Annotated in this window: 10 protein-coding genes; all 10 read left to right on the top strand. The window is 65.5% G+C overall.

Annotation, left to right across the window (positions count from 1 at the left end):
• Nucleotides 1–14: 14 nt before the first annotated feature.
• The 10 genes from OUZ45_RS13965 to OUZ45_RS13920 all read left to right on the top strand — a co-directional run bounded on the left by OUZ45_RS13965 (nt 15) and on the right by OUZ45_RS13920 (nt 11958).
• Nucleotides 15–1205: a hypothetical protein gene (locus OUZ45_RS13965; protein ID WP_266170734.1), complete on the top strand. Its 1191-nt coding sequence runs from the start codon at nt 15–17 to the stop codon at nt 1203–1205.
• Entirely contained in the window at nt 1202–1465 is a 264-nt protein-coding gene (locus tag OUZ45_RS13960; RefSeq protein WP_266170733.1) for a hypothetical protein, read from the top strand. Before OUZ45_RS13965 ends, OUZ45_RS13960 begins: the two co-directional genes overlap by 4 nt.
• Nucleotides 1462–2310, top strand: a complete 849-nt coding sequence (locus tag OUZ45_RS13955) for a hypothetical protein (RefSeq protein ID WP_266170732.1) — start codon at nt 1462–1464, stop codon at nt 2308–2310. Before OUZ45_RS13960 ends, OUZ45_RS13955 begins: the two co-directional genes overlap by 4 nt.
• Nucleotides 2307–3788, top strand: coding sequence for a S8 family peptidase (locus OUZ45_RS13950; protein ID WP_266170731.1), 1482 nt, complete (start codon nt 2307–2309; stop codon nt 3786–3788). Before OUZ45_RS13955 ends, OUZ45_RS13950 begins: the two co-directional genes overlap by 4 nt.
• A 55-nt stretch (nt 3789–3843) precedes the next feature.
• Nucleotides 3844–5619, top strand: a complete 1776-nt coding sequence (locus tag OUZ45_RS13945; protein WP_266170730.1) for a hypothetical protein — start codon at nt 3844–3846, stop codon at nt 5617–5619.
• A gap of 50 nt (nt 5620–5669) precedes the next feature.
• On the top strand, nt 5670–6734 hold the full coding sequence (locus OUZ45_RS13940; protein ID WP_266170729.1) for a hypothetical protein: 1065 nt from the start codon (nt 5670–5672) through the stop codon (nt 6732–6734).
• A gap of 72 nt (nt 6735–6806) precedes the next feature.
• Nucleotides 6807–8150, top strand: a complete 1344-nt coding sequence (locus tag OUZ45_RS13935) for a hypothetical protein (protein WP_266170728.1) — start codon at nt 6807–6809, stop codon at nt 8148–8150.
• Between the two features lie 3 nt (nt 8151–8153).
• On the top strand, nt 8154–9494 hold the full coding sequence (locus tag OUZ45_RS13930; RefSeq protein WP_266170727.1) for a hypothetical protein: 1341 nt from the start codon (nt 8154–8156) through the stop codon (nt 9492–9494).
• A gap of 3 nt (nt 9495–9497) precedes the next feature.
• Nucleotides 9498–10493 carry a hypothetical protein gene (locus OUZ45_RS13925; protein ID WP_266170726.1) on the top strand — a complete coding sequence of 332 codons (996 nt, stop codon included), beginning with the start codon at nt 9498–9500 and terminating at the stop codon, nt 10491–10493.
• A 1-nt stretch (nt 10494) separates the two neighbouring features.
• Entirely contained in the window at nt 10495–11958 is a 1464-nt protein-coding gene (locus OUZ45_RS13920) for a hypothetical protein (protein ID WP_266170725.1), read from the top strand.
• The last annotated feature ends 355 nt before the right edge of the window (nt 11959–12313 follow it).

Here is a 12313-nt window from a genome sequence, read left to right as displayed (position 1 = left end):
GAGGGAAACGCGCAATGGCCCGCCACATTCCCCCTCCTCCAACTGGCGATGCGTTGACGCCCGCCATGGCGTTTGCTCGCGACGCGTTCGGCCGCGACATCGTCGATACCTCGGGATCGACCGACACAACCAGGCAGGACGGCGCCAACCAGCAAGTGGTTCCGGTTGGCAACGGAAATGTTGACAGCGGAAATGCCGGCGGCTCCGGTGCCTCGACAACACCCAAGGAGAAAGCGACCGACGCCATCGGCCGGCGTGCGTCGGCGCTGGCCGAGGCGATCGACTTTCCGACCTTTGTCGCGAGCCTCGTGCATGGCACTTACGATGCGATCGTCGACAGCTCGATCAAGCAGGTGGAAAGCTTCGCCGATCTCGTCGGCGCGGTCGCCAAGCCGATTGAGCAGTTCGCGCAGGAGAACGTCACCGACGGGCAAGCACGCGCCTGGCTGGTCGAGCAATACCCGCATGACGTAACGCTGACGCAAGACGGTAGCGATTACCGGCTCGCGCCGTTGACCAAGCCCGGCGACGACGGCCAGACCCCCGCTCCCGCATGGCTCGCTGATTTCGGTGCCGCCGATGGCGAGTTCAACACGGAGACGCTCGAGTCCGTGGTGCTGCCCAAGGCGCGCGAGCGAGTCGCCCAGCATCGGCTCTCGACGCTTTCGACCATGGTGCTGCTGGGCATGCAGCGTGTGGTGGTCAAGGACGGCACGATTGCCGCCAGCCTCAATTTCCAGGCCAAGGCGCGCGACCGGGCCGCCGTGCAATATGCAACGTCGAACGACCCCAACTCTGGACAGACGACCTGGGGTGGAAGAGGAACGACCAGCGATGTCGTCACCACGGTGTCGACGGTTGCCGTCAATGCGCAAACCGATTCCGACCTCAGGGCAACGCTGACCGGAAAGGTGAGCATCAATTTCGCGTCGGAGACGCTGCCGCTCGACCGTTTCGTCGATGAGGCTTCACGCAATTTGCTGGAGCGACATAGCCGGCCCGGATCGCGCATCGCACCGCCAGTGCCGACGGCCGCGGTCGCCGCCGTCCAGCCAGCAGCTTCTGTGCCCGCGCCTGCTCCCGCGGCGACGCCTGCACCTGTCACTGCGCCCTCGGTGCCAGCCGCCACGGCGGCGCCTGCCACACCGTCCACACCGGCTCCCGCGTCCGCTCGAGGAGCGCGGGCCCCAGGAGCGCAAGCATGACCTCGCGGCGGCCACTGGGCGAGACACTCGGTGCGTTTGCCGACTTGACCGGACTGCTGGCCGCAGGTGCGTCGCAGGGCTTGCAGGTGCAATCGCTGGCGTTGGAGCTGCCGCTCGACCTGCATGTCGCGCGTGGGGCTGACGGCGTCGAGCTGGCCGGCAACCTGCCGCAATTCCTCACTCGCACAGACTTCGATCCGGAGCCGGCGAGATTGGCGATCACCCTGCAAGCCGTGCCGACCGCCGGAGAGGCGCCGTGAGCAGCAACGCCACTCTGCGCCTTGAGGACTTCATCCAGGCCGTGCAGAGCCAGCTCGACAATGCGCAGGCGGCGATGGCGATCAAGGCGCGCAACCTCAACCTGCCACTGACCTTCGCCATCAAGGACATCAATCTTGATTTGCGCGCCCATGTCGAATTCGTCGAGAGCGAGGTCCGGATTCGTCCCGCCGGACCCGGTGAAGCCGATACCAGCACCTTCCACTTAGTCTTCACCACCATTACGCGTCCGGCGATCGAAGAGAACGCGATCGCGCTTTCCGAAGACAGCAAGGACCAGCCGCTCGACTCACTAGGCGACGAACTTTCGCCCGAAGACCGCAAGCGGCTGGAGTGGGCCGGCGTGCGCACGGTCAAGCAGTTTCAGCAGGCCGAACAGCGCGACATGGTGCATACCATCGGCCGCGTCACCAATTTGTCCGTGGACCGGCTGCGCAAGGCGCTCGACCGGGCTTCCGCGCCGCGGGTCGACCGGATCGAACCCGTGGCGCCGGCCGCCGATGCTTCGCCCGATGCACCGCTGCTGCTGCGCGTGGTCGGCCGCAATCTCGTCAATGGCGGACAGGCGCCGCAGGTACGGATCGGCAATCGCCCGGTCTCGGTGCTGCAATCGGCGGACGACGAGCTATTGCTCGCGCCTGGTCATGACCAGTGGGCCGGCGAACTCGCCGTGTCGCCGACCAGTCGGCACCGTTCCGCCATGGCCTTCGACCTGAGCGCCTTCGTACCGTCACCGGTGGAGCCCGCCACCGAGCCCACGCCTGTTCCCGCCCCCAGGTCCATGACCCTGGCCGCCATCCCTGATCAGGAGGAGACGAGGCCATGACGATCAGCGTACTCGGCACTCCCTGGGCCGCGCCCGGCGAACAGCAGTTCAGTCTGCCGACCAGTTTGATGCTCAAGCTGGCGCTCGGCGAAGCGCCCGAGCACGTGCCATCGATCCGCGACGTGACGCGCGGCGCGCTGGCCGCGGCGCAATACATTGACGGCGGTCCCGTCGACCGCATCCTCGCCGCTTTCGCCGGCTGCTTCCGTGCGGTGCGCCCCTTCAGCGCGGTGGCCAACCGCTGGATATCGGGGCAGGCACATTGCGGATATGACGCGGTCGAGCACGCCACCGGCATGTCCCGCACGCTGCTGGTGCGCGTGCCGGCGGGTGTGTCGATTGCTGCCTTGTGCGACTCGCTCGCCCAGCTCGTCTCGGTGGAAAGCGTGACACCCAACTACGTCGCGGTGGTGCCGATGGACGCGCCCGGTCGGCTGGCGCCCGTGCCGCAAGCCGCGCCATCCGCGCAGGATGCCCGTGCCATGGTGCGCATGGCCGAGGCCCATGCCATCGAGCCGGGCGACAGCGGTGTCGTGGTCGGCCTCATCGATAGCGGCATCGCTCGCCAGCATCCCGAATTCGCCCATGCGTTCCGCGCGGGCGCCGACACGGTGCGGATGGAGCCCGGCGATCTCTCGCCGGGGGTGCAACTGCTGAGTGGCCACGGCCATCGCGGCGATTTTCCCGAGGACCGCTTCGTCGGCCACGGCATGGGTTGTGCCGGCATCATCGCTGCCGAGGGTGTTGCCATGCCGCGCGGTCTCGGCGGCGACTGCCGCATCCTGCCAATGCGCGCGCTGGCGGCTGCCCGCCTGCCCGGCAAGCCGCATGCGGTCGGGCTCGGCGCGATTGCCGACCTCGACCGCGCGCTCAAGCTGGCGGTCGACCTCGGCGCCAAGGTCATCAACATGAGCTTTGGCACCGACGATTCAGCGGTCGCCGCGCACCGCCCGAAACCGCATGCCGATACGGTCGCCTATGCCTCTGCCCGCGGCTGCATCCTCGTTGCCGCGAGCGGCAACAACGGCAGCGTTACTCGCTATTGGCCCGCCGCCTATCCGCAGGTGATCGCGGTCGGCGCGGTGGACGACAACGGCCGACCGACCTCTTTCTCGACGCGGGGCGAGCACGTCGCGCTTTGCGCACCGGGTGAAAAGGTGCTGACCAGTGCGATAGATGCCTATCAGCTTGCGACCGGGACCAGCTTCGCCGCGCCGTTCGTCGCAGGCGCAGCGGCGCTACTCGTCGCCTATGCCCAACGCCGCGCCTATCCGCTGGACGGAGAGACAGTGCGCGATCTGCTCGTCACCACCGCGCGCCCCTTTGCGCCCGGCGCAGCCGAGGGCTGCGGCGCCGGCATTCTCGACGCCGCGGCGGCGCTGCAGGCGCTGTCCCAGCGCATCGATACCTACGTAGCGGCGGGCGACGACGGTGGCACGCCAGAGATTTCCAAGGAGGGACGCGCCGATGACGGCTGACTTGCACGCCTGATCCTGCCCCTCCCTAACTGACCGGATTTCCAGGAGAAGCAATATGTTCAACGTCAATGATCAAGTGCGCTTTCTCGACCTCGCCGTCCTCGAGACCCGGGCCCGTGACGGGCTGGTCGATATCGTCAACCGGCTCTCTTCACTGAAGCGGCCACTCGTTGCCGCCGAGAAGCAGCAGCTCGAACTTTGCAAAACCATCCTCGGTCTTGTGGGCAATGGCGGCACGGAGGTCTGCGACCCGCTGTTCGTCGCCACGCGCGAACTTCTCAATAGCAACTCGCTGATCACTCCGCCATTGCTCTCCGAGCAAGACGGCCAGCTTTTCTTTGGTACCGATAGCCAGACCCCAGCGGACGCTACGGCTACATCGATCACGCAGGTCGCCCTGGTGCTGGGCATCCTCGCTGTAGACGGCGCTACACCACCACCCGTGAAGGTCAGAAAGTCCAATGCAACGGCGTCCCGAATCGCCCCGGATGCCAACGATGCGCTCATGAACCCCTTCACCCGCGAGTTCTACGCCGCGGTGGGCGAAGCCAATGCCTATGGCGATCTGGCCGAGAAGGTGCTGGCACTGCTATGCATCGAAGGCGATTCAGATGGCAGCGATGGCGAGAACCCGGGCGTGGTCACCACGGAATTCGCCCGAGTCATGCGCGGCCTGCTGGCCCGCGGGATCAGCACCGACGAGCCGCAGTTGCGCCGTCGAGTCAACGAGGAACTGAACACGGTCCAGAACGTCGGCACCGAGGATTCGGTCGCCGATGGCGGTATCGATCTGCCGAACCTCGAAGATCTGGAGGATGCAAACATCGTCTCCGAAAACGTGCGCGTCATGGGCCCCATGATCGTCGCCGCGATGTTCGACGAACTCAAGGCGTTCCAGGTAGTGGACCGCATCGTCGAACAGTTCCAGCACGGGACGCTTCCCATCGGCCCTGGCAATGCCGGCAAGCTGCTCTATCGCTACTGGCGCGAGACACCGAACCGCATTTCCGAGCAGGAGCGCAAGAACTTCGCGGCCATCACGCTGGGCATCCCGGGCGGAGATCCCAACACCGCGGTCAACCGCGAGTTCAACGACCTGTGGATCCGTTTCGTCTCCTCGGTTTCGTCATTCGTGCGCCAGACCGAAGTCGACGCATTGCTGCGCGCCACCGTTCCCAATCCGATCAACCACCAGCAGGTACGCAAGGCCGCGCGGGATCTCGCCGGCAACCTCTCGCTGCATGGCTACGGCATGGCGCATTACGCCGCACGCGAGATCCAGTCGCAGGTCAAGTTCATGATCGAGCTGTTGCAGGACCCCGAGATCCGCGGCTGCTACGCCTCCAAGGACATGTGGCAGGTGATCGACCAGGTCGCGACCTATGAACTGGGTGGCGCGCGGACCAGCTCGCGCTATCGCACGCTAGCGACCTGCGGCACGATCATCACCGCCTGGCTGGCCAATAACGTCGCGCGCATCAACAAGGCGACCGGTCCGCTGCTCAACATCGACCAGATCGCCAATCCCGACGTCTCGTCGAACCACAAGTCGACCGTCGATCCGACCGACTACGATCTGGTCAATGCGTGCGAGCTGTGGCTGGCCGATACCGCCACCTCCGATACGCAGATCGAACAGTTCTCGCAGCCGCGCGAGGCGCCGCAGATGACCTCGAAGCCGGTGCAGATCCCGCAGATGGCACGCGAGATGCTGGACGGCATCGGCGATATCGGCGGCAGCATCGGCCTGGGCACGGGCATACCGGTGAAGGCGGGCAACGGCATCGGCTCGAACAACGGCGCCAGCTACTACACGAACCGCCGGCACTAAGCCGGTGGTTCGTGCGCTGCGCCATTCCCGAATACTGACGGAGCCGAACCATGCCCATGACCTCACCCCGCGAATCGGTCGTCAACCGGGTCGAACGCCGCTTGAAGAGCGCGGCACGAAGCCTTGGCACGACCGATCCTTTCGCGCCCTCGCGCGACCTCTTCCTGCGCACCTTCGGCGAGGGCACTGACGACCTGCGGTTTCGCGACAATGCGCTGATGCCGATGGCGGTACCGTTTGAACCCAGCTTCTCGGAAAACCAGCCGGGCAAGCTGCGCTTCACGATCGAACCGCTGCCGCCGGAGGCTTCCTCCATCGACCGCCGCGACGAATCAACGCGCGAAATGCGCAGGCTGATCCGCCACTTCATCGGCCGTGAAGCGCTGCACTGGTTCGACCGGTCGAGCGAACCCTTTCGTGGCTTCGCGCGACCGGGCGGCGGCCTCAACTACGGCGCCTTCTTCGGCTCCAGTTACGACCGCGATGGGCTCTACGCATCCAAGGTGTTCTACGAACTTCCCGGCGGCGCCGGAATGATCGACAACCTGCCCTACGATCTGGCCGGCATCGTCCAGACCGCGCTGCAGATGGTGCCCGGCCTCAAGCCGCTGTTCACCACCATGGCCGCCCAGCGCGACATGGGTGGCCAGCGACTCACCTTCGCCTGCACCCGTGAGCTGCGGCTCGCAGATCTCCAGCCGGTGATGGATGCGCTTGGCATCGGCCATCGGCTGCCCAGCATCATGCAGCTCCTGGGGCTGGTGCTCGGGGGACGGTTCGAACTGCCGCCGCATGGCGCGCTGCTCGCGTTCGGAATGGGGCCGGACGGGCCCGATGTCGAGATCTATGTGCTGCTCTCGGCCATCCCCGACGTGCCGCCCTCGTTCCTGAGCCTGCTGACCATGGGGCTCGCTGAGCGTCCGCGCGGACTGCAGGCGCTGGAGCAATGGATGGGCGCTTTCACGCCGGAGGACGCCCATTGGCCGGGCCGCTTCTCGATCATCAGCCTGCGCACGGATGCGGTCTCGCCGGCGCGGGTGAGCCTTTACTTGCGCCCGATCGAGTTTGAACTGCCTGCGGACGCTTTCGGCCAAGCTCATGAATCGGCCCACTGAACAAGCCAACTGAACAAGCCAACTCCATTGGCTCACTGAATCGCTTCGTTCCGCGTTCCCCACGAGGTCGCCATGTTTCCGCAAGCTGCCCGTCCCACGATGATCGCGCCGCCCCCGCGTCACACGCCGCCGGTGCCAGTCGACGAAGTGCGTCATGGCGTCGCGCAGATGCTGACGAAGTCGCAGGCATTCAACGCCATGCCCGAGGACGATCGTCGCGAAATCGCCCGCAACACCGCGCTGATCGCCGATTACCTGGCCCGGCCCGAAGGGGTTGCCGGCAACGAAATCCCGGGCGGGCTGGGCACCGCCACAGCGCACGCACTGGACGATACGACTCAGCCGGTGCAGGAGGCGGATTTTGCGACCCATAAACAGGCGGTCGACGACATCGGCAAGTCCGAGTTCAAGGCATCGGCCGCGCGCGAAGGTGCCGCGGTGGCGGGCGAACTGCTGAACCAGGTCCAGTTCCCGACCTTCGTCGCCGGTCTGATCACCGGTGTCTTCCAATCGATTACGCACAGCTCGATCGAGCAGATGAAGGCCTATCAGGACATGATCGCGCAGGTGGCGAAATCGCTCAGCCAGTTCGCCGACGAGCATGTGACGGAGAACCAGGCGCGCGACAACATGGTCGACCAGTTTCCCGACATGCTCCAGATCGGCATGGACGACAGCGGCGATACGCCCACCCCGCGCGTGCAGGTCCGCGACGGTGTCGATCCCGATACGGCGGCGAAGACCGTGCGCGCCCGCCTGCAGATGGGCGACGGCGACACCTTCGATCTTTCGGACGAGGCCTCGGAACTGGCCATCGTCAATCGCTTCAAGATGCAGCTCGCCAAACAGCGCCAGCAGATGCTGGCCTCGATCGTGCTGATGGGCATTAACCGCATCGTCGTCACCGACGGCAAGATCTCCGCCAAGATCATCTACGACGTGCGCGCGCAGGACACGCTCTCCAAGCAGCGCAACGCCAGCGCAGTCGACCTTGCCCGCGACAAGTACGGCAACGTCCAGTCGACCTATGCCGGCAAGGGAACCTACGACAGCGGCGGCAAGTACGACTCCAGCAATGACAAGAGCAACGGTAACCAGTACAGCGCCGATTACTACGCCAAAGGCGACTACCAATACGAGAACAAGCCGATCATCACCGCGTCGACCGCCGCGTCCGAAACCAACAACGCGGCGATGCAGACCAAGATCCAGCTCTCCGGCGAAGTCGACGTCAATTTCAAGAGCGATTACCTGCCGCTCGACAAGATGGCGACGCCGCAGATGATCGCCACCATCACCGGCAACGCGACACCCGCCGATCCCAACGTGCTCCCCGGCGCGAAAGCGGCGCCGGCCGCCGCACCCGCGCCCGCGCCTGCGCCGGCCGCCACTCCGGCTCCAGCCAGGGGAGGCTGAGCCATGCGCCTGCCCGCTCCCCCCGCGGCATTTGACCCGAAGCAGCCGCTCACGAGCGCCGCCGCATTTGATGCGACGCGGCCCGAAGTACGCCGCTTGCTCACCGCCATACCGTCCTTTCTCGACCTGCCCGACGACGAACGCCGCCGCATCGCCGCCGATACGGTGCGCGTGCTCGCCTATATGACTGATCCCAACGGCGTGCACGCAGAGATCGCCGAGCGCGAGGCGAAGGGCGAGCTGCCCTCTACCGGCCTCGCTCGTCCCACTGAGGGGCAGCATTCTTCGCCGGTTGCCGATTCAGCGTCGGTCCGTGCGCAGCAACTGGCTGCCGAGGCCATGGCCGACGAAGATCCCGTGACCGCCACCAAGCGCCAGCTCTCGAAGGACCCCGGCTTCGCCGGCAAGGACTTCCAGGCCGGCGCGGTCAAGCAAGGTGTTGAGCAGTTCGGCCAAATGGTCCAGAAGGTCGATTTTCCGAAATTCGTGGGCGGCCTCATCAAGAACGTTTTCCAGGCGATTGTCGAAAGCTCAATCGAGCAGATGCGCGCCTATGGCGAACTGATCGCCAATGTCGCCAAGACCACCGCTCAGTTCATGAGCGACAACATCAGCGAGGGGGCCGGCCGCGACTATCTCGCCGGCTCGTGCCCGGACGTGCTGTCGGTGCAGGCGCAGGAAGGCTCCGAGGGGTTCGACGCCGGCAGCAGCGGCGCGGCAGCTGCCGCCGCCCCGGCGCGGCTGGTAGCGCAGGGCGATAACGCAGAGCAGCGGCTCGCCGAGATCAGCCGCAACTACAACCTCGACCCGCCGGTGACCGACCTGTCCGACGACAAGTCCGAGCTGCGCCTTGTCACCGCCGCACGACTGCAGATGGCTAAACAGCGTCAGCAGCTGCTGTCGTCGATGGTGATGCTCGGCATCAATCGCATCGTCATCACCGACGGCTCGATCAACGCCAAGGTGATATTCGACATGCGCGCCACCGACACTGCGAAACGCAACCACACCGCGTCGATGCAAGATCGCGAGAGCCAGAAATCCAAGGAAACGCTCAACGCCCACTACGGCGGCTGGTACTCGCCCATCTCCGCCGACGCCTCCTTCGAGGCGGAGCAGGAACATGTGGCCACCGTGGGATCGGCGCTCGACGAGACCAGCGAATCCAAGGCCGAGGTAAAAGCGAAACTCTCGGGCGAGGTCCGAGTGAACTTCAAGAGCGACTACCTGCCGCTGGACAAGATGGCAACGCCCGAAATGATGTCGGTCATCCAGGGCAATTCCACGCCCTACAACCCCAACAAGCCTGCCCCCGCCCCGGGTGCGCCGGCCGGGCAGCACTGAGCCATGGCGCGCACGCACATAGCCCCATTGGCGGATGCCGGGCTCGCCGCCGCCATCCGGTCGGGTGCAAGCCTGATCGAACGCGCGACGGCGCGAGGTCTGGCGTTCGCGCTTGACGAGCTGGGCGACATCGCCCTTCCCGACCCGGTTTCCGCGCATGTCGACAAGGCGCAGCTGCGCGCGCTGGCCTCGCTCTATCTGGCCGCCGATCTCGAACCCGCGGGCGTCATCCCCGCGGTCGAGATCCTCGCCGGCCTGTCCACCGACGGTGCCGCAAGCCTCGATCTCGGCGGTGCAGAACCATTGGTGGCTCAGTGGTGGCGGCACCGCGCAGAGAAGCTCGCAGCCAGCGAACGCGCAGCGTTCTTCTCGCGGCTGTTCGGCACTTCGTATGGCCCTGCCGCGGCGGACGCCGACCGAAATGTCCAGTTCGAGGATCGCATGCTCGAGCTCTGCGAGGAACTCTACAAACTCGACGAAACGCCCAGTGCCGACCCGCATGGAACGTTCGATCACCAGGCACGGGTGCGGAACGCCGCCCGTTCGCTCGCGGAAAACCTTGGGGCCGCCTGCACCGGGGTGACCGCGTTTATGGCCAGCGAAATCGCCGTCATGCTCAGGGACGCCTTCTCCATACTGAGCCATGCCGACTTGCGCCACTGCTTCGGTGCGCGCGACGTTTGGGGCGTGGTGGCGGGCATCGGGCGGCTTTCACACCAACAGCCGCGCCAGCCAACCGCCTATGTCCGACGCGGCAAAGCCGGGATGACGGTGATCGCCTGGCTCGCCGACACTGCGGATGCCATGGTTGCCGCCTCGCCGCTGGTAACGACCGACAACCCGGTGATTGCCTCGGCGGGCGAATGGCTAGAAGCAACGCTCAGCCTTGGCGAGAAGCCTGACGACCAGACGCCTTCCGCCCCGAACACGGGTCTCAGCAACCAACCCGCTTCACCGCCCCCATCGTCGGAGAACGCCTGGGCGGCGCTCGGACGCTGAGATGAAACATCGTCGCTCAGTCCGTGGTGATGCGATGCGACCCGAGGTTCGCCACAATGTTCGCGACCTGCTGTCCGCGCAGCAGGGCTTCAGCACCCTCGATCCGGCCACCCGACGCGATCTCGCGTCCGGACTGGTACGAATCGGTTCGATCGCGCTCAATAACGAGGAAGCCGCCTCTCGTCCTCGCCCGACGCTCGCATTCGCACAAAACGCAGGTACGGAATATTCCGGCACAGCCATCGACCGCATGGCCGGCACCACCCAGGCCGTGCTCAACGCGGTTTCCTTCCCACGCTTCGTGACCGAGCTGATCACCGGCGTATTCAAGGCAATGAACGATTCGAACCAGCAGCAGCTGACCGCGTTCGTCGGCTTGATCCGCAACGTCGCCCAGACCACCGAAGGCTTCGCCGACAGCAATGTCGGCATCGCCGGCGCACGGCAGTGGCTCGCCGAGCATTTCCCCACCGCCTATCAGGTCTCCGGCGGCGATGATGCCTCCGATGACGCGGAGGAGTTGGCGGGATTGCCACCCGAGGAGCGCCAACAGCGCCAACAGGAATTGCAGGCCGAACGCGATGCCGCGACGCGGCTGGAGCTGCGCCCGAGCGCGACCCCTCCGACCGAAGCGGCGCTGCGCACTGCACTGGGAATGGGGCCGAACGACGCAGTCTCGCCCTCCAATCCCGAGGGCATGGTGCCGCTCGCCCAGCAGGTGCTTGCCCGCAACCGCCAGCAATTGCTCGCAACCATGGTGCAGATGGGCTTGCAACGCATCGTCATCGAGAGCGGACGGCTCAATGCGGCCATGAATTTCCATATAGACGCGAGCAGCGTCGCGGCCAACGACCGTGGCTCGCAATTCGATACGCGCACCTCGATGGACGTGAGCGGGGGAGCAAAATTCGGGCCGTGGGGCATGGAGGCCAGAGTCCAGAGCACGATCGGCTACGTGTCGACCGACCGGACCCAGACGACCGAGAGCACGCACGCCGATCTCAACTTGAGCAGCGGCGTGGAACTGGTGTTTCGCACGGACTACGTGCCGTTGAGCCGGCTGGCCGGCGTGGGCGACGTGGAACGCATCCGGGTCAACACGATCAATCCGGATGCCGAGGCGGCGCGCCTTTCCACCGATCGCACCGCACAGCGCAGCGCTGAACAAGCCGACATGGCCGCTCGTTCGAACAATCTCAACGGCGCCCTGCGCCCGCCGCCCGGCGCATCGCCTGCAACTTCGGGATCCGGAGGGGCATCAGGCGCAGGTCAACAAACCGCGTCGTCACCTGGTGCGCAATCCGGTTCGCAACCTGGTTCGCAACCTGCTTCGCCGCAAGCACCCGCGCAGCAAGCCCATGCCGGATCAGGTTCCGCAACGGCATCCCCGCCCGCGCACCCGGCAGCGGAAGGCCCCCAATTGCCCGCCAGCGCAGGAGCAGCGAGACACGGCGCAGCTCCATGAGTATTGAAGAGGGGGTATACGCAACGACAGAGTCAGAGACATTTTCTGGGATAAACGCGGCGATCTAGGCCGAACTCAAACGGACGGCCGTCACTCGACCACGCGGTCGACTGTCGACCAACAAAGATCATCCAGACATAGATCGAGATGGCTGATAAATGTCTCTGATCCCTTCTTACTCCTTTTTACTTATTCCCTCCCAGTCTCACCACCCGAAATGTCCGCATTGGGTTGCGGATTCAGCCGGTCGTTGCAACACCCATAGACTGCTTGAGCAGGAGGCGTGTTGCCAATGGCCCAACGACCCCGGATCCATTACACGGACACCCAGAAGGCGCTGATGTGGGATCGCTGG

Origin of the sequence: Dyella subtropica (assembly GCF_026283965.1) — a bacterium.
In the GTDB taxonomy this organism is placed as follows: domain Bacteria; phylum Pseudomonadota; class Gammaproteobacteria; order Xanthomonadales; family Rhodanobacteraceae; genus Dyella_D; species Dyella_D subtropica.
Note: the sequence above shows the minus strand (reverse complement) of the source record. Positions and strands in the feature narration are given on the sequence as shown.